18 protein-coding genes are annotated in these 19,243 nt (G+C 35.1%); 6 read left to right on the forward strand and 12 right to left on the reverse strand.

Going from position 1 to position 19,243, the window contains the following annotated elements; translation table 11 throughout:
* Positions 1-3: 3 nt before the first annotated feature.
* Both ACHRV5_RS18410 and ACHRV5_RS18415 read right to left on the reverse strand, forming a co-directional pair.
* Positions 4-501, reverse strand: coding sequence for a hypothetical protein (locus ACHRV5_RS18410; protein ID WP_047774330.1), 498 nt, complete (start codon positions 499-501; stop codon positions 4-6).
* Between the two features lie 74 nt (positions 502-575).
* Positions 576-1,337, reverse strand: a complete 762-nt coding sequence (locus tag ACHRV5_RS18415) for a rhomboid family intramembrane serine protease (RefSeq protein WP_395427734.1) — start codon at positions 1,335-1,337, stop codon at positions 576-578.
* 171 nt (positions 1,338-1,508) lie between these two features.
* On the opposite strand from ACHRV5_RS18415, the gene ACHRV5_RS18420 reads away from it, so the two are divergent.
* Complete coding sequence (locus ACHRV5_RS18420; RefSeq protein ID WP_395427735.1) at positions 1,509-2,786, forward strand: replication-associated recombination protein A; 1,278 nt, start codon at positions 1,509-1,511, stop codon at positions 2,784-2,786.
* 16 nt (positions 2,787-2,802) lie between these two features.
* Here the strand turns inward: ACHRV5_RS18420 and ACHRV5_RS18425 are convergent, their stop codons facing one another.
* The 3 genes from ACHRV5_RS18425 to radC are packed head-to-tail and all read right to left on the reverse strand — an operon-like array spanning position 2,803 to position 4,952.
* The gene (locus tag ACHRV5_RS18425) at positions 2,803-3,570 is read right to left on the reverse strand and encodes a hypothetical protein (protein ID WP_395427736.1); all 768 of its coding nucleotides are present in this window, start codon (positions 3,568-3,570) and stop codon (positions 2,803-2,805) included.
* Positions 3,571-3,572: 2 nt separating this feature from the next.
* Positions 3,573-4,259 (reverse strand): YjjG family noncanonical pyrimidine nucleotidase, encoded by a 687-nt coding sequence (locus ACHRV5_RS18430; protein WP_395427737.1) that lies wholly within the window; start codon positions 4,257-4,259, stop codon positions 3,573-3,575.
* 3 nt (positions 4,260-4,262) lie between these two features.
* The gene (gene radC / locus ACHRV5_RS18435; RefSeq protein WP_047774337.1) at positions 4,263-4,952 is read right to left on the reverse strand and encodes a DNA repair protein RadC; all 690 of its coding nucleotides are present in this window, start codon (positions 4,950-4,952) and stop codon (positions 4,263-4,265) included.
* Positions 4,953-5,055: 103 nt separating this feature from the next.
* Here radC and ACHRV5_RS18440 point away from each other — a divergent pair, with 103 nt between their 5' ends.
* Positions 5,056-5,682, forward strand: coding sequence for a DUF1287 domain-containing protein (locus tag ACHRV5_RS18440; RefSeq protein WP_395427738.1), 627 nt, complete (start codon positions 5,056-5,058; stop codon positions 5,680-5,682).
* Between the two features lie 53 nt (positions 5,683-5,735).
* On the opposite strand, the gene murC is transcribed toward ACHRV5_RS18440, so the two are convergent.
* The 7 genes from murC to hpt form a co-directional block, all read right to left on the reverse strand.
* Positions 5,736-7,091: a UDP-N-acetylmuramate--L-alanine ligase gene (murC, locus tag ACHRV5_RS18445; protein ID WP_395427739.1), complete on the reverse strand. Its 1,356-nt coding sequence runs from the start codon at positions 7,089-7,091 to the stop codon at positions 5,736-5,738.
* A gap of 56 nt (positions 7,092-7,147) precedes the next feature.
* The gene (locus tag ACHRV5_RS18450) at positions 7,148-7,834 is read right to left on the reverse strand and encodes a tetratricopeptide repeat protein (RefSeq protein WP_395427740.1); all 687 of its coding nucleotides are present in this window, start codon (positions 7,832-7,834) and stop codon (positions 7,148-7,150) included.
* 230 nt (positions 7,835-8,064) lie between these two features.
* On the reverse strand, positions 8,065-10,209 hold the full coding sequence (locus ACHRV5_RS18455) for a S46 family peptidase (protein WP_395427741.1): 2,145 nt from the start codon (positions 10,207-10,209) through the stop codon (positions 8,065-8,067).
* Between the two features lie 173 nt (positions 10,210-10,382).
* Positions 10,383-11,384, reverse strand: coding sequence for a GTPase ObgE (obgE, locus tag ACHRV5_RS18460; protein WP_047774347.1), 1,002 nt, complete (start codon positions 11,382-11,384; stop codon positions 10,383-10,385).
* Positions 11,385-11,562: 178 nt separating this feature from the next.
* Positions 11,563-12,837 carry a hemolysin family protein gene (locus tag ACHRV5_RS18465; RefSeq protein ID WP_082210587.1) on the reverse strand — a complete coding sequence of 425 codons (1,275 nt, stop codon included), beginning with the start codon at positions 12,835-12,837 and terminating at the stop codon, positions 11,563-11,565.
* A 209-nt stretch (positions 12,838-13,046) separates the two neighbouring features.
* The gene (locus ACHRV5_RS18470; RefSeq protein ID WP_230003428.1) at positions 13,047-13,619 is read right to left on the reverse strand and encodes an adenylate kinase; all 573 of its coding nucleotides are present in this window, start codon (positions 13,617-13,619) and stop codon (positions 13,047-13,049) included.
* Between the two features lie 81 nt (positions 13,620-13,700).
* The gene (hpt, locus tag ACHRV5_RS18475; RefSeq protein ID WP_047774499.1) at positions 13,701-14,231 is read right to left on the reverse strand and encodes a hypoxanthine phosphoribosyltransferase; all 531 of its coding nucleotides are present in this window, start codon (positions 14,229-14,231) and stop codon (positions 13,701-13,703) included.
* A gap of 408 nt (positions 14,232-14,639) precedes the next feature.
* On the opposite strand from hpt, the gene ACHRV5_RS18480 reads away from it, so the two are divergent.
* The 4 genes from ACHRV5_RS18480 (at position 14,640) to ACHRV5_RS18495 (ending at position 19,192) form a co-directional block, all read left to right on the forward strand.
* Positions 14,640-15,191 carry a hypothetical protein gene (locus tag ACHRV5_RS18480; RefSeq protein ID WP_395427742.1) on the forward strand — a complete coding sequence of 184 codons (552 nt, stop codon included), beginning with the start codon at positions 14,640-14,642 and terminating at the stop codon, positions 15,189-15,191.
* Positions 15,192-15,245: 54 nt separating this feature from the next.
* Positions 15,246-16,391, forward strand: a complete 1,146-nt coding sequence (locus ACHRV5_RS18485) for a 5-(carboxyamino)imidazole ribonucleotide synthase (protein WP_395427743.1) — start codon at positions 15,246-15,248, stop codon at positions 16,389-16,391.
* A 158-nt stretch (positions 16,392-16,549) separates the two neighbouring features.
* Positions 16,550-17,035: a 5-(carboxyamino)imidazole ribonucleotide mutase gene (gene purE / locus ACHRV5_RS18490; protein WP_047774357.1), complete on the forward strand. Its 486-nt coding sequence runs from the start codon at positions 16,550-16,552 to the stop codon at positions 17,033-17,035.
* A 129-nt stretch (positions 17,036-17,164) separates the two neighbouring features.
* Positions 17,165-19,192, forward strand: coding sequence for a M3 family metallopeptidase (locus tag ACHRV5_RS18495; protein WP_395427744.1), 2,028 nt, complete (start codon positions 17,165-17,167; stop codon positions 19,190-19,192).
* The last annotated feature ends 51 nt before the right edge of the window (positions 19,193-19,243 follow it).

Below are 19,243 nucleotides of genomic sequence, written 5' to 3' on the forward strand. Positions count from 1 at the left end.
ACATCATTCCTCTTCTTTCAAAAAGCAATTTAACTGCTGCATAATTGCCTTTTTATGTAATTTAAAAGCATAGTTTCTCACAAACTCTGTTCCTTCCATATTTATATCAGCCGAAACGGCTTCAAAAACAGAAAAGTCTTTTAAATCTTTTTTGTCAATCAGATACAGCACCTGCATAACAGAATCATGTTTTATATAACGGGTATCGAAATGTTGTAGTTTATACTTATTAGTATTTGACAACTCAATAATCAAATCTTCTTTTATCTTTTGTCCAGTTCCCTTAGAAGGAAATGGAATCGGCTGTAAGGCAATAAAATAGCTCTCTTTATCCGTAACAATTCCAATTTTTAATGACTTTGATTTTGTAGTGTAAAAAGTTGCCGGTTCCAAAAAATAGGACATCGATCCGTCAGCCTGCACTTTATTATGAATTTCACATTGGGCAACAACCGATACAGAAAAGAAAACCGAAAGAACTACAAAGATGATACTTTTCATAATTAAACATTTAGAAATTAAATCATTAAAACAAAAGTACTCATTTTATAAAAGCAAATTTCATCATATTAAAACTATTCAATTTCGTCGATTTCATCACTTTTTCTAATGGTATAATTGACCAAAACATCAGAGCTAAAATAACTCGAAATCACCCCTTCTTCTTCGATCTCGGTATTAACAAAATTTCCATTCTCATCAAAATGTTTCATAAATGCATCACCTTGAGGATCAAAATCCGGCTTCTGCCAATCGTAAACAATTGGTTTTGCATATTCAGGAGCTTTATAAAACAAACTCAAAACAAAACCCGTGACAAATCCCGCTAAATGCCCTTCCCAGGAAATGGACTGATCTACATCCGGAAAAACATACCAAATCATACCACCATAAAGTAAAACAACAGAAAAAGAAAGAGCAACTAAACGGTAATAACGTGTCTGAATTCCTTTGAAAAAAATAAAACTAACCAAAACATAAATCAACCCACTAGCTCCGATATGATAGTTCTCCCGTCCAATAACCCAGGTAATAAATCCTGAAAATAAAATCCCGAACCCAATAACACCTAAAGTCTGTTTGGGATAAAAAAATTGCAGCGCCGCCAATAACACAAACAACGGAATGGAGTTATTATACAAATGACCTAAATTTTCATGTATAAAAGGGCTAAACAAAACTCCTTGCAGACCCGAAAAATCCCGTGGATAAATACCATTTCGATAAAAATCCAAATCAAAACGAATTTGAAACCAATAGACAATCCAAAGAAAAAGGACAAAAAACAAGGGCAGACCAATTACGGCGGTTGAAAATTTAAAGTGATTGTCGTTCATAATATAATATTCCGTTCGATTGATAACCATCAAAAAACTATCCAATTACAATTTACTGTTAATTTGTCAGCTATCAAAAATATTGTTCCCAGTAGCAACAAAATAGAATTGCACAACAGGAATATACTCCTAAAAATATAAAATTAAAATTGAAAATAGTAATTTTACAAAATGGAAGCACCTTTAGCCGAACGAATTCGTCCACAGAAATTAGAAGATTATATTAGTCAAGCTCACTTGGTTGGACCAAATGGTTCCTTGACACAGCAAATTTCAAGAGGAGCTATTCCTTCGCTAATCTTTTGGGGACCACCGGGTACAGGAAAAACAACCTTAGCCCAGATTATTGCACAAGAATCAAAACGCCCGTTTTATATTTTAAGTGCCATAAACTCGGGGGTAAAAGATATTCGGGACGTCATCGAAAAAGCCAAACAAAGTGGCGGATTGTTTACGGCCAAAAATCCAATTCTTTTTATTGATGAGATTCACAGGTTTAGCAAATCACAACAGGATTCACTTTTGGCAGCTGTAGAGAAAGGCTGGATTACACTAATTGGTGCCACTACAGAAAATCCGAGTTTTGAAGTTATACCCGCATTACTATCACGCTGTCAAGTCTACATCCTGAATGCTTTTAGCAAACATGATATGGAAGCTTTATTACACCGTGCCATGAAAACGGACACCGAATTAGCTTCAAAAAACATAACACTCAAGGAAACAGAAGCACTATTACGACTTTCTGGCGGAGATGGCAGGAAACTACTTAATATTTTTGAGTTAGTGATAAATGCCTCGCCAGACGGAGAAATTATCATTACAAATAATCGTGTATTTGAACTGGTACAGCAAAATACGGTTTTGTATGACAAAACGGGAGAGCAACATTATGACATTGTTTCTGCATTTATAAAATCAATTAGAGGCAGTGATCCAAATGGAGCTGTTTACTGGTTAGCACGAATGATCGAAGGTGGTGAAGATGTAAAATTTATAGCACGAAGAATGCTTATTTTATCGAGCGAAGATATCGGAAATGCAAATCCTACTGCTTTTATTATGGCAAACAGTACTTTTCAGGCTGTATCAACCATTGGGTATCCTGAAAGTCGTATCATACTAAGTCAATGCGCCATTTATCTGGCAACCTCGCCAAAAAGCAATGCCTCTTATATGGCTATCGGAACTGCACAACAATTGGTCAAGCAAACCGGAGATTTACCAGTACCTATTCACCTGCGCAATGCCCCAACTAAGCTTATGAAAGAACTGGGATATGGTGAAGATTACAAATACTCTCATGATTATGCCAATAATTTTGCCGAACAGGAATTTTTGCCGGACGCCGTAAAAGAAACGGTTCTTTACAATCCGGGAAGCAATTCCCGAGAGAATAGCAACCGCGAATTTTTAAAGAACCGTTGGAAAGACAAATATGGTTATTAAAACCAGATCTTATTATTTAGAATTTAACCGTCACTTTTTCAGATACCAGTTTATCGTTTTGATAGTACTCAAAATACCATTGATTGTCTTTGGCATTTAATGTACCCTGAACAGTATCCTTTATTGCTATAAAAGAATCCGAGCGAGACGTTTTAAACAATTTCATCACTACTTTTGGAGTCTTATCAATTAACTGATATCCGTTTTCTGTTGGCTGTGCGTATAATAAATTTGGATCTGAAACATCTGCAACCGGAGCAGCAACAGTAGTTGCAGCAGCGGTAGTTGCAACAGCAGCGGTAGCAACAACAGGTAAAGACGCAACAGTGTTCACCCTTGTTGCAGGAACTGCAACCGGATTTCCACTATATTTATAATGTAAACTATTTACCGAAACAAAAGCGCCATCAAGTGCTTCTCTATACGCAATTTCATAATCCTTCTCTTTGCTTTTTCCAATCTCCGAAGTGTAAATCACTTTCCCATAACAATCTTTTAATTCAACAAAAAGCTTCGTTACTAAAAAGCCCCCCTCCTTCTTTACATCAACATATAAAAGCTGACAACGATCGTTTAATTCTGCAGGGATTTCTTCATTGATATAAAATGCATTAAAACCGGCTTTAAGCAAATTTGATTTAGTTCTAGTTGCCAATCTGTACTGATTATCTGTTTTAATAAAATCATATCGCAACGGAATAATGACAGCCTTATAATCATTAACGGATTGTGAAAATCCAATAACCGAAAATAAAAGTGCTGTCAGTAAAAATTTAATTTTCATAATTATAAATATTTTTTAAGTTCTAATAAATGATTTATTTGTTTAAAATTTGTCGGGGCTTCAATCTTTTTATCATTAAAAAAAATAGCATCTAAACCTGCATTTAAAGCACCATTAACATCTGCGTCAAGGTCATCACCTATCATAATACTATTTTCTCTTGTAGTCTGAGCTAAATTGAGCGCATAATCAAAGATAATACTATTTGGCTTTTTTACACCTGCCAATTCCGAATTAGTGATCGTGCTAAAATACCCCCCAAGAGCTGCATTATTTATTTTTTTATCCTGAACCTGGGCAAAACCATTGGTAATAATGTGCAATTTGTATTTTGGCTTCAAATATTCCAATACTTCAATTGCACCATCAAAAAGGTGATTATTCTCTGTTAAGAGTTCGATATACTCATTTGCGATTAAATCGATATCTTCATCCGAAATCTCATAGTCTAATGCATCAAAAGAAAATTTCAGTCTATTATATCGCAATTCCTGATGTGTGATTTTATCATGTTGATACAGTTTCCAACAGGCTTGGTTTATCGGCACGTATTTATCAATAAAATCGGCTGTGTTTATGTTTAGAGATTTCTCTTTAAAAATACGATTAAAAGTCATCTCAGAGTTTTTATCAAAATCCCAAAGTGTATGGTCTAAATCAAAAAAGATATCGGTAATAGTAGTGTTCATATATTAAAAAATTCCTTCATCTACAAAACTATAATATTTTGTTTCAGTAATAATCAAATGGTCTAAAACTTTAACATCTAAGCTGTCTCCTGCCAATTTTAATGTCTTTGTAATTTTCTTATCTGCATCGCTTGGAGATAATGCCCCCGAAGGATGATTATGACACAAAATCAAGCCTGTAGCGCCTTTTTCTAAAGCTAATTTAAAAACTAGGCGTACATCAACAATTGTACCTGCTATTCCTCCTTTACTTAGTTGTGATTTAAAAATTACTTTATTCGAATTATTTAGAAAAAGGACCCAAAATTCTTCATGTGGTAAATCGCCAATTATGGGTTGCATAATCTCAAAGACCAACTTGCTGGATGTAATTTTAATCAATTCTACAGAATCCTCACTTCTACGGCGACGCCCCAATTCTAAAGCAGCGACAATACTGATTGCTTTCGCCTCACCTATTCCTTTAAAATTCATCAATTGAGGAATCGACATTTTGCCCAAAGTACTGAGATTATCAGCAGTGGTCAAGATTCTTTTACTTAAATCAACGGCCGATTCGTTTCTGTTACCGGATCCAATTAAAATTGCAATTAATTCTGAATCGCTCAAAGCACTTTTGCCTTTTAGCATTAACTTTTCACGTGGTCTGTCGTCTTCTGACCAGTTTCTTATAGGGAAATGTATCGCTTCCATCTGTAAAAATTTAGGTAAATATCTTATCCTTCAAATTTAAACAAAAACTAAGAAAATTCATTCAAAATAAACATAAATTATTCCTACATTTAAATAAAAAACAATGAAATACATTTCTATTCTTTTCCTTTTAATTATATCCCATTCCTGTCAACAAAAAAAAGAGAGTAAAATAATTTCATTGACTTCAAATCAGGCGATAAAAACATTTGAAGAAAAACTATCTGATGCCGCAATTTCGATCATTGACCCCACAATAGAATATGATCCTGCTTATTTTTCTATACCCTATCCCAATGGAGATGTTCCTAAAAATAAAGGCGTCTGTACAGATGTTATCATTCGTTCCTACAGAAAACTGGGTATCGATTTACAAAAAGAAATACACGAAGATATGGTTGCAAACTTTTCTGTTTATCCCAATTTAGAAAAATGGGGAATGACAAAAACAGACACTAACATAGATCACAGAAGAGTTCCAAATCTAGAGGTTTTCTTTGAACGAAAGGGGCAGAAACTTGCCATAAGTCAAGATCCATCTGCTTATAAAACTGGTGAAATAGTTACCTGGATGATCAATGACAAACTTCCTCATATTGGAATTGTTACCAACAAAAAATCAAAAGACGGGAAACGAAATCTGATTGTACACAATGTTGGCGGGGGCCAGGTTTTGGAAGATTGTTTATTTGATTATGAAATTGTAGGACATTATAAATATGTAAAATAAAAAAGCCAATTAACAAATTGTCAATTGGCTCTTAAAAAATATTTGGATAAAGGCTATTCGATTAGTCCCTTAACATCATCAAAATTTAATCCTCCATAATTTCCTGAACTCATCAAAAGTAATGCAGAATTGTCCAGATTTAAATTGAAGAGATATTCCTTAAATTCAACAGGATTAGTATAAATAATTAAATCTTTTCTATTGAATGAACTTGCAATTTGCTCATAAGTAACTTCTTCAAGCTGTTTAATCTTAACAGCATCGGGAGAATAAAACACCACTGCCACATCGGCATATTCCAATGCTCCTTCATATTCCTTTAGAAACTCAGCATTCAAGCTACTGTAGGTATGCAATTCCAGACAAGCTACCAAAGTTCTGTTCGGATATTGTTCTTTTACCGCTTTGGTAGTAGCAGCTACCTTACTTGGCGAATGAGCAAAATCTTTATAAGCTACCTTACCTTTTCCTTCTGCAATTTTCTCCAGACGTTTAGATGCTCCTTTAAAACTGGCAATGGCTTCGTAGAAATCGGCTTCATCAACCCCCATGTTTTGACAAATCCATTTAGCTCCGGCAAGATTATTTAAATTATGTGCACCAAAAACTTCAATAGGCATATCTCCTTCTGGAGTTTTTAGTAAAGTAACCCCATCACTAACGGTATATTCGGGAGTTTCATAAGCTAATTTACGAATTGGATTTGTTGCTGCTTCGGCAACACGTTTTACTTCAGGATCATTTTCGTTGTAAACTAAAATTCCACCGTTTGTAATTTTACCAATGAAGATTTCAAATTGCTCCACATAATTCTCATAGGTTGGAAAAACATTAATATGATCCCATGCAATTCCAGAAATCAAAGCGATATTAGGTTGGTACAAATGAAATTTTGGTCTTCTATCGATTGGAGAAGACAAATACTCATCACCTTCTAAAACCACAAAATCATTCTCTTCGGTAAGATGCACCATGGTATCAAAACCTTCCAATTGTGCTCCGACCATATAATCCACTTCTATATTATGATAATGCATAACATGCAAAATCATCGAAGTTATAGTCGTTTTTCCGTGCGAACCACCGATTACAACACGGGTTTTATTTTTAGATTGTTCGTATAAAAATTCCGGATAAGAATATATTTTCAAACCCAATTCCTGTGCTTTTAGCAATTCCGGATTATCTGCCTTTGCGTGCATTCCTAAAATTATCGCATCAAGATCCGCCGTGATTTTTTCAGGGAACCATCCTAATTCGGCAGGAAGAATTCCTTTTTTCTCTAACCTTGATTTTGACGGTTCAAAGATAGCATCATCGCTTCCTGTAACCTGATATCCTTTGTTATGCAATGCTAATGCCAGATTATGCATAGCACTTCCGCCTATAGCGATGAAATGTGTTTTCATTTTAAATTCCAATTTTATCTTAAATTCCGAATCCTAATACTTTAAAAATCTATTTATTAGGCCTCAAATTTTTGTTTTAATTCCCGAGCTTTTTTGGGGTCTTTTAATTTGTTCAAATATAAATTATATAATTTTTGAAACGTAGTTTTTGATTTACCAATTTCATTCGCTTTCATATAATATTTTTCGGCCGAGTTATAGCGTTTAAAATATTCTTCAATCCTTCCTTTTGACAAATATCCGTCTACCACAGACAATTGCATTAATTCTACTGAATAAGAAATTGCCTTAGTCTCACTTCCTCCAAAAATACCGGGCAAATGCAAATAATATTCGATTAACCCCCAACGAGCCTGAAGGTGTTTTGGATTGAGTTCTATAGCTTTTTCAAATGATTCCCGTACTTCGGTTGCCATTCCTAAAGCTTTAAATTTATTTACTTCTGAAGCCCGCATTCCAAGAGCGCCGCCATATTTAAAATAATAATTAGCTTCAGTTGGTTTTAACTCTTTCAGTTTTTTGTAATATCCAACCGCTTCTTCCCACGATTTATTATAAGAAGCAATATCACCTAAATACTCTATAACCTTCGTATCTGATGGTTTGTTTTTCAAAACCTCTTCGAACAGATTTTGCGCTTCATCGTATTTTTTTGCGTGAAACAACTTCTCTCCCTTTTCGAAATTAGATTGCGAGCACATTACTAATGGCGAAAGCAAAAATAGAAGTAGCAGTTGTTTCATGTTTCAAAAATAAGGAAATATAAAATGTATCATTTGCTTTTAGATATAAATTGCTACTTTGGGCGAAAAATATTTTAATAGTCTCCCAACCAATCTTATAAAAAATATACTTTTTGTAATCTTAAATACCCTATTACTAACTCTTCTTGGAAAGAACAAGAACATTTTAAAAACAAAAAACCCGACAGGTTTTAAAAACCTGTCGGGTCAATTTTATAAAAAAAATCGAATTATTTTATAATTGTCATTTCATCAATAATGTTTTTTGCACCTGCGTATTTGTCAATAATCCAAAGTACATAACGAATATCTACGTTGATGGTTCTTTGTAATTTAGAGTCAAAAATAACATCTCCGGCCATAGCTTCAATGTTTCCGTCAAAAGCAACACCAATTAATTCTCCTTTTCCATTAAGAACCGGTGAACCTGAATTCCCACCTGTGATATCATTATCCGTAAGGAAGTTTACTGGCATGTATCCTGCTTTATCAGCATATTGTCCGTAATCTTTGGTTTTGTTTAATTCTAACAATCTTGCCGGTAAATCAAATTCCTGATCTCCTGCTTTGTACTTTTTAACCATACTTTCCATGGTAGTATAATTGTTGATTTTAGCATCGTTACGTTTGTCTTCCGGCAAAGCACGAACTTTTCCGTAAGTCAATCTCAACGTTGAATTGGCATCAGGGTATTGAATCGTATTTAATTTAGATTCTCTTAAACCTTCCACTAATTTTCTGTAAGCAATTGCAAAAGCCTCATCTGATTTTATTTGATCATCTGATTTAGCACGGTATTTTGTCAATAAATCAGTTGAGATAATATACAAAGGATCGTGTACAATAGCCAATGGTTTTGGATCAGCCATAAACGCCACTATTTTTTCTTTAGAAGTAAAGTAACTTGTTTCAGTTGCTTTTGCAACGTCTGCTGTAAAATCACCATTATTCAATGATTTCATTTTAGCTACTTGTGGGGCTAAACCGTATTCAGTTGCTTTAGCAGCGTATAAATTTAACTGTGCTGTTAATACATCTTTTTCAAGTGGAGCATAAAAATCGCCATAAATACCATCAATCATTGCGTTGATCTTAGGTAACATTTCTGCTTTTTTAGCATCATTCTCGTTGTAGTAAGCAATCAAAGCATTTCCTAAATTTGCAGGTCCGTTTGCATAACTTGAAGTACGCATCAGTTGCATTAAATAGTTATCATGAACTACTTTTACATTTGTACTTCTGTAATACTCATTAATAGTCGGAATTACATTCTCGTACTTTTCTTTATTAGCCGGCTTAGTTGCCCACTCATAAAACTTATCTTCTTGCTCTTCTTTAGTAGCTGCTGTTCCTGCTTTAGTCAAAGCATCAATCATTCCTTGACGGTTTTTCCAGTAATTAGCTGTAGACGCATATTTAGAAGCATACTGTAAACGAACAGTTGCATCTTTGTCCATATACTTTTTCATTTGGTCCATTCCGGTCTTAGCACCTTCAACCCATGCAGGGTAAGCAAATTTTACATTTTGCTCGATTCCACCTGCCGGCATCCAACGGTTTGTTCTTCCCGGATACCCCAAAATCATAGCAAAGTCATTTTCTTTAACTCCTTTTAGACTTATCGGTAAGTAATGCTTCGGCTGTAAAGGCACATTATCTTTAGAATAAGTTGCAGGATTTCCGTTTTTGTCTGCGTACACTCTAAACATAGAGAAATCTCCAGTTTGACGCGGCCACTCCCAGTTGTCTGTATCTCCACCAAATTTACCAACACTTTCCGGAGGTGTACCTACTAAACGTACATCAGTATAATCTTGGTAAACGAAATAGTAATATTCATTTCCTTGAAAGAAAGGACGAACAGAAACCGTATATTTTCCACCTTCATTATTCTCCTTTTCAATCAAAGCGATCTCTTGTTGAATAATTTTGTTTCTTTCTGTTTCCGTCATTTTATCATCAACTTTAGACAATATTCTTTTCGAAACGTCATCCATACGAACGAAGAAACGAACGTATAATGATTTTGGTTTCATCTCGGCACTTTTTTCTTTTGCCCAAAAACCATCTTTTAAATAATTTTTTTCTGCAGACGAAAGTTCTGCAATAGCATTATAACCACAATGGTGATTGGTTAAAACCAAACCGCTTTTAGAAACGATTTCGGCTGTACAACCTCCATTAAATTGCACAATAGCATCTTTCAAACTATGATTATTAATACTGTAAATCTCTTCGGCTGTTAATTGCAAGCCCATTTTTTCCATATCTCTATGGTTCAATCTTTCGATAAACATCAAAAACCACATTCCTTCATCAGCTCTTACAGGAAAAGCCATTAGGCACATGGTCAAGAATAAAATTATTTTTTTCATGTCAATTATTTTAAGTCATGCGAATATAGCTCATTTTCGCAATTATCTAATCGTTGAAGTTCTTAAAACTGTATAGAACGAAGTATTATTGGCGTTTTTTTACGAATTTAACAGTATCAAAAACAAAAAAGGTGTTCTGTTTCCAGAACACCTTTTAAATAGTGTATTACTTTTTAGTCATTCAACATCTTCCAAAGTTTATCTTTAAGATCTGTTAAGCCTTGTTGTGCCACAGAAGAGATAAACATATAAGGAATATCTTTGAAAGCAACGTCTAATTCTGTTTTTAATTCCGCCTTAAGTTCATCATCCAGCATATCGCATTTTGAAATCACTAAAAGACGTTCTTTGTCCAACATCTCAGGATTGTATTTTGTTAATTCGTTTACCAAAATATCGTATTCCGCTTTAATGTCCGGTGTATCAACAGGAACCAAAAACAGTAATGTTGAGTTACGTTCGATATGACGCAAGAAATAATGACCTAATCCTTTTCCTTCAGCAGCCCCTTCAATAATTCCCGGAATATCGGCAATTACAAAAGATTGATAATCTCTGTACGCCACAATTCCTAAATTGGGTTTCAAAGTCGTAAACGGATAATCTGCAATTTTTGGTTTTGCAGAAGTCAGTACAGACAATAAAGTCGATTTTCCTGCATTAGGAAATCCAACTAAACCAACATCAGCCAAAACTTTAAGTTCCAGAATAACATCCATTTCTACTCCCGGTAAACCAGGTTGTGCGTATCTTGGAGTCTGATTGGTTGAACTTCTAAAGTGCCAGTTCCCTAAACCACCTTTTCCTCCTTTAGAAAGGATTCTTTTTTCTCCGTCTTCGGTAATTTCAAACAGGGTTTCTCCCGTTTCTTTATCTTTTACAACAGTTCCTAAAGGTACTTCGATAAATTTATCATCTCCGTCGGCACCGGTACTACGATCTCCTCCTCCATCACCACCGTGACCTGCTTTTACGTGTCGCGCGAACTTTAGGTGAAACAATGTCCAAAGACTTTTGTTACCCACTAAATATACGTGTCCACCACGTCCTCCGTCACCACCGTCCGGACCTCCTTTTTCAATAAATTTCTCTCTATGTAAATGTGTAGATCCTTTCCCTCCTTTTCCGGAAGAAACATATATCTTAACATAATCTACAAAATTTCCCTCTGTCATTGTTTTTAGTATTCAGTCGCAGTCGCAGTTTTCAGCACAAATGTGACTGAAAACTGAAACTGAAAACTATTTTCTTTTTGTTTATGTATAGTTTAAAGTTTAAAGTTTCAGGTTTCAAGTTGGTATATCACACTAAACTTGAAATCTGAAACAGAATAAAACCTGAAACAAATTCTCTTTACTCTTTTAGCGCTTTCACCAGCACTTTATCAATCTTTACGCCATCCATATCGATGACTTCTAAAACAAATTTTTGCCAGATTAATTTCTCCCCTTCTTTTGGAATATGAGAAAGCTCCGTCATAATCATTCCGCTCACGGTATTTACCTCGTAATCGTTTGTTAATTCGTCCAGCTCAAAATAAGTCAAGAAATCGTGTAACGAATAATGTCCGTCTACCATCCATGAACCGTCTTCTCTTTCTATTAATTGGAATTCGTCTTTATAAAAATCAGACGCATCACCAACTAAGGCTTCTAATATATCATTTAAGGTAATTATACCTTGAAAAACACCATATTCATCTGAAACCATAGCATAATGAATTCCTGTTTTTTTGAAATTCTCTAATGCCTTGTAAGCTGTTGTTTGCTCCATTAAATAAGGAGCTTCAATCATAATTGCCGCTAAATCAAAATGATCGCTTTCGATATTGGCAAAAATATTTTTCAGCGTTACTATCCCGACAATATCATCGTAGTTGTCACTATATACCGGGTAAACTGTGTGCAAGTCCTGCAAAACTAGCTCTTTTATTTTGGCTTTATCTGCATTTAAGGGCAACATGTCTACCGATTTACGGTGTGTCATTAACGAATTTACCTTTCGGTCACCAATATGAAAAACACGCTCCACGATATCCTGTTCAATTTCCTGAACTTCTCCGCCTTCGGTTCCTTCTTTAATAATCGCTTTAATTTCTTCTTCTGTAACTTTCCCGTCTGCTGTGGGTTTAATTTGTAAAACATTCAACAGAAAATCGGTAGATGATGTCAACAACCAAATAAACGGCGCTGTAATAATCGAGACTATTTTCATTGGCATTGCTACCATTTTCGCAATAGATTCAGGATAATTTAACCCGATTCGTTTTGGCAATAATTCTCCTAAAACCAAAGAGAAAAAAGTCAAAACAACTACTACAATACCAACTGCGACAGAATGCGCATATGGTTTTAAAACTCCAAATCCACTTACAAAAATTTCAACATCCATCGTGATTTTATCACCCGAATAAATACCGGTCAAAATTCCGATTAAGGTAATTCCGATTTGAACGGTTGATAAAAATTTATTTGGAGAATTGGCCAGATCCAGCGCTATTTTGGCACTTTTATTCCCTTTTTTTGCTGCAGTCTCCAATCTGTTTTTCCTTGCTGAGATCAATGCAATCTCAGACATGGAGAAAACTCCATTTAATAGAATTAGAAAAAATATTATTAGTATTTCCAATTTGTAATTGATTCGTTATTTAATAGTCGTTAAAATAATAATTTACAGTTCACCTGTGTTACCATCCGGAAGTCAAAAGCTAAAAGCTAAAAAAAACTAATTTTTCCTCCCAAAAAACAGCAACCCGAAGAAGCTCATTTTATGGTATGGAAAAATAGTTTTTTATATCCCAATAACCCTCGGGATGTAACGACAGCCGGAAAAAGCTTCTACAAATTATCTATAACTGACGTTAATCGTTCTGTAATTTCTTCGATAGTTCCAATACCGTTTACCGCATGAAACTTATTCTGTGTTTTATAATATCCAATTAATGGAGCTGTTTTTTCATTGTATTCCTGATATCTCACGCGAATTTTCTCTTCGTCCTGATCATCCACTCTTCCGCTTGTTTTTCCTCTTTCCAACAAACGAGCTACCAAAATTTCATCATCCGCTTCTAACGCAATTGTCGCTGTTACGCTTGAATTAATTGTTGGCAAAAATTTATCTAAAGCTTCCGCCTGATCTAGCGTTCTCGGGTAACCGTCGAATAAAAATCCCGCAGTATCCGGATGTTTTTTCACTTCGTCAATTAACATTGCAGTTGTTACTTCGCAAGGTACCAACTCTCCATTATCCATAAAAACTCTTGCTTTTTTACCTAAATCTGTATCGTTTTTTAAATTAAAACGAAAAATATCTCCGGTTGAAAGATGTGTTAATTTGTATTTTTCTTTTAAAAATTCTGCCTGAGTTCCTTTTCCCGCTCCAGGCTTTCCAAATAAAACAATGTTAATCATAATAAGTGTGAGTGTTGCTTGACTTCTTATTTTCAAAGAAGTTTAAAATGAATATATAGTTGTGTGTTTGTGTTTTAAAATTTATTCGGCTAGTTTATATACTTCTGGCAGGTTTCTTCCTAAACCGTCGTAGTCTAAACCATAACCAACAATGAACTTATTCGGAATCCTGATCCCGACATAATCAATCTTAATGTCTTTTTTATAAGCTTCAGGTTTAAAAAACAAAGTGGCAATCTTAAAATGTTTTACATTTTGTGCTTTAAACAGTGCTTTTAATTCTTCAATCGTGTTTCCTGTATCCACGATATCTTCGATAAGCACTACGGTTCTGCCCGTCAAATCCTGATTAATTCCTATTATTTGTTTCACAGAATTTGTTGATTCTGTCCCTTCATAAGAGGCCATTTTGATAAATGAAACTTCGCATGGGCTTTTATATTTTTTCAGAAAATCGGCCACAACCATAAATGCGCCATTCAAAACCCCAATAAAAATTGGCGTATCATCTCCAAAATCATCTTCTACTTGGGCAACTATTTTCGTTAAAGCAAAATCAATTTCTTTTGCCGAAATAAACGGAACAAATTGTTTATCGTGAAGTTGTATCATTATTTTCATATTTAAAATAATGCGCAAAGATACAGAATTACAACCAAAGGACAGTATCAAAATACACGGTGAGTTAATTTTTTTCAGATTGTTTAACATCCCCTACCAATTACAAATTTTAAGTTCGAAATATTTCGATTCCGATTAAACGATTACTCTTCAAAACCTTAAGTAAAATCTAAAACCATAACACCTCATAAAAGACCTAAACACCGAACTCAGAAACCTGTAAATTTTCTCCCGATGACGACTTGATTGCGACTAAAAAACGTGCTTCCTGACTTCAATCTAATAGTACAATAATCGATACTGCTTTGCCTTCACCTCATTAGACTGATATTCCTACAAATTTTATGAGATATTCTCACTAAATTACCTATTTTAGTTGCGTATTTAAAACCCAAACAAATGTCCTCTGAACTCCAATTAAAACTTAACTATTTAAAAGCTTACCGGGAAAACCGGCTTAAAATCGCACAGGACGTTTTAGAAAACAAGGATCAATTCAAAGAATTGCTTTCTATCTGCTTTTCTCCTCTTGACAAAAACAACCATAAAGCGTGTTGGATTTTAGAGTTTGTCTCTTACGAAGAATTGATCTGGCTGCAATCCCATCTTGATTTTTTCTGTTCGAATCTTAAAATCTTAAAAGACGAAAGTGCGATTCGTCCCATTGCAAAAATCGTTCAGCTTTTAGTAAAATCACATTATAAGAAAAACGAAAACAGCATTTTACTTTCAGAAGAAAACCTTCAGGATTGTATCGAAGCCTCTTTTGACTGGCTTATAAACGACACAAAAGTAGCCGCAAAAGCCTACTCCATCAGAACTTTATACGTTTTAGGAAACCATCACGACTGGATTCATCCGGAACTGCAAATCATTCTAAACAAGGATTATGCAGCACATTCGGCGGCCTATAAAGCCGTTGCCAGAGAAGTTTTAACGAAAATAAAATAGCGTTTTCCTATTCAAGCATTATAAAGTATCTTTGCGCATCACAAACACACAACAATGAATTATTTTTCTTCTGATTTTAAATTAGGAATTTTAGGTGGTGGACAATTGGGCAAGATGCTGTTATTTGATACCCGAAAATTTGACATACAAACTTATGTATTAGATCCGAGTGACGAAGCACCCAGTAAAATTGCCTGCAACCAATTTTTCAAAGGTGATTTAATGGACTATGAAACGGTGTACAATTTTGGAAAACTGGTTGATGTTTTAACTTTCGAAATTGAATTGGTTAATCTGGAAGCTTTAACACAATTAGAAAATGAAGGTCTAAAAATCTACCCTTCTCCAAAAACTTTAAAAGGAATTCAAAACAAAGGAATTCAAAAAGAATTTTATGCCGCAAACCATATTCCAACAGCTCCTTTTGAAAAATTTGAGAATCTGGAAAGTCTAAAATCAAAAATCAACGATCTGACATTACCATTTGTATGGAAATGTACTGAATTTGGATATGATGGAAATGGCGTAAAAGTGATTCGCAAAAGTACCGATCTGGACTCTTTACCAAATGTAGAATGTATTGCAGAAACGATGATTCCATTCAAAAATGAACTGGCGGTTATTGTTTGTCGCAATCCGTCCGGTCAAATAAAAACATATCCGGTTGTGGAGATGGAATTTCATCCCGAAGCCAATCAGGTAGAATACGTAATCTGTCCTGCCCGTATTGATGAAAAAGTAGCGGAAAAAGCCAGAGCGATTGCCTTGAATGTTTCTGAAAAATTCAATCACGTTGGACTTTTAGCGGTCGAAATGTTTCAAACTAACGAAGATGAAATCCTGGTAAATGAAGTCGCTCCGCGTCCGCACAATTCCGGTCATTATTCTATTGAAGCCAGTTATACTTCCCAATTCGAAAATCATTTACGTGCCATTTTAGATCTTCCATTGGGAGATACAGAAAGTAAAGTTGCCGGAGTAATGGTAAATTTAGTCGGAGCAGAAGGTTTCACAGGAGACGTTGTCTACCAAAATATCGAAACCATTTTAGGTTGGAATGGTGTTACACCGCATATTTACGGTAAAAAACAAACACGCCCGTTTAGAAAAATGGGACACGTTACGATTGTAAATCAAGACATGACCGAGGCAAGACGAATTGCAGAGGATGTTAAGAATACTATTAAGGTTATTAGTTAAAAAAAGTATACAGTCGCAGTTTTCAGTCACAGTCGCAGTCGCAGTCTGAAACTTGAAACAAAAAAACAGTCGCAGTTTTCAGTTACACTCTAAAACGTGAAACATGAAACGTGAAACATGAAACTTTTAACTTAAAACACAACAAAAAAACAAAACACATGAGCAAAGTAGCTATCATAATGGGAAGTATCTCAGACATGCCAGTCATGCAGGATGCCATCGACATACTAAAACAATTTAATATAGAAGTAGAAGTTGATATTGTTTCGGCACACAGAACGCCGGAAAAATTATTTGATTTCAGTAAAAATGCGCACACTCGCGGTATTTCGGTGATTATTGCCGGAGCAGGTGGTGCAGCACATTTACCGGGAATGGTTGCTTCAATGTCACCGTTACCTGTAATTGGAGTTCCTGTAAAATCAAGTAATTCTATTGACGGATGGGATAGCGTATTGTCTATTCTTCAGATGCCGGGTGGAGTTCCTGTGGCGACAGTTGCCCTAAATGGAGCAAAAAATGCCGGAATTCTGGCCGCACAAATCATCGGAAGTCACGACAAAGCGGTTCTTGAGACTATTATCTCTTACAAAGAAGAACTTAAAGCTGCCGTTAATAAAGCTGCTGAGGGTTTAAAAAAATAAATTCCGCAGAGACACGCAAAGCCAACACAGAGACACACTAAAACATTTTAAACTTATCCTAGAATCTATTTTTTGTGCATCTCTGTGTTGGCTTTGTGAATCTTTGTGTAACAAATATCAAATCGTACTATGAGTATCTTAACACAATATTTCAACACCAGACATAATACAGCACCGTTTTCGCAAATCAAAATCGAAGATTATTTCCCTGCTTTTCAGGAAGGAATTGCTCAGGCCAAAGCCGAAATTGATGCGATCGTAGACAATCCCGAAACACCCACTTTTGAGAACACGATTCTTACATTGGAATATTCCGGTGACATTTTGGATCGTATTTCGAGTATTTTCTTCAATTTAAATTCGGCTGAAACGAATGACGAAATGCAAAAAATCGCTCAGGAAGTTTCGCCTTTATTATCAGATTTCGGAAACGACATTACGCTAAACGCCGCTTTATTTTCTAAAGTAAAAGCAGTTTATGATCAAAAAGAAAGTTTGAATCTAACTCCGGAACAAACGACACTTTTAGATAAAAAATATAAAAGTTTCTCCAGAAACGGAGCCAACTTAGCCGAAGATAAAAAAGAGCAATTACGCGAAATCGACAAAGAACTTTCTAAATTAAGTTTACAATTTGGCGAAAATGTTTTGGCAGAAACCAATGCCTTCGAATTGCATTTAACAAATGAAAGTGACTTAGCCGGATTACCGGAAGGAACTATTGAAGCAGCCCGATCACTGGCTAAAAGTCAGGAGAAAGAAGGTTGGATATTTACTTTAGATCACCCAAGTTATATTCCGTTTTTGACTTATGCTGACAATCGCGAATTGCGTAAAAAAATGGCCATTGCCTTTGGCGCAAAAGCATTTCAGGGTAACGAATTTGACAATCAGGAGAATGTTTTAAAAATAGCCAAATTACGTTTCGAAAGAGCCAATTTGTTAGGTTATAAAACACACGCTCATTTTGTTCTGGAAGAAAGAATGGCAGAAAGCCCGGAAAAAGTTTTTACTTTCTTAAACGATTTATTAGCGAAAGCAAAACCTGCCGCTCAAAAAGAGTTTGCAGAATTAACGGCTTTTGCAAAAGAACTGGACGGAATTGAAGAATTGGAGAAATGGGATGGCTCTTATTACTCTGAGAAATTAAAACAACAACTTTTCAACTTAGATGATGAAAAGCTAAAACCTTATTTCCAGTTAGAAAAAGTATTAAACGGAGCTTTCATCGTTGCCGAAAAACTATACGGATTAACCTTTACAGAAGTTTTTGATATTGACAAATACCATGAAGAAGTTACCACTTATGAAGTAACAGACGCTGAAAATAACTTAGTTTCGATTTTCTATGCGGATTTTTTCCCAAGAAAAGGAAAACGAAACGGTGCCTGGATGACCTCATTCAAATCGCAATATGTAAAAGATGATGTAAATGAAAGACCACACATTTCTAATGTTTGTAATTTCACTAAACCAACAGAAACTAAACCTTCTTTACTTACTTTTAATGAAGTAACGACTTTATTCCACGAATTTGGTCACGGGTTACATGGAATGTTGGCCAACACCACCTACCCAAGTCTGTCCGGAACTTCTGTTTTTTGGGACTTTGTAGAATTACCAAGTCAGATTATGGAGAATTGGTGTTACGAACCGGAAGCTTTGGCTTTGTTCGCAAATCATTACGAAACGGGTGAAATTATCCCGATTGAATATGTTCAAAAAATAAAAGAAAGTGCCAGTTTTCAGGAAGGATTAGCTACTTTACGTCAGTTGAGTTTTGGATTATTAGATATGGCTTGGCACGGACAAGATCCGACCAACATTACGGATCTGAAAGCTTTCGAAACGGAACAATTTGCCGATACCAAATTGTATCCTGAAGTAAAAGAAAATGCAATGAGTACCGCTTTTTCACATATTTTCCAAGGCGGTTATTCTTCCGGATATTACAGTTACAAATGGGCCGAAGTATTAGATGCAGATGCTTTTGAATATTTTCAGGAAAAAGGAATCTTTAATGCTGAAGTCGCTTCAAAATTCAAAGAAAACGTACTTTCAAAAGGAGGAACTGAACACCCGATGCTTTTATACAAACGTTTCAGAGGTCAGGAACCAAAACCTGAAGCTTTATTGAAACGTGCGGGATTGCTTTAAAAAGTTCTCCGTTTTCAGTCACAGTTTAAGGCTGTGACTGAAATTTTAATA

Source organism: Flavobacterium sp. FlaQc-52 (assembly GCF_044007495.1).
Classification (GTDB): Bacteria; Bacteroidota; Bacteroidia; order Flavobacteriales; family Flavobacteriaceae; genus Flavobacterium; species Flavobacterium cupriresistens.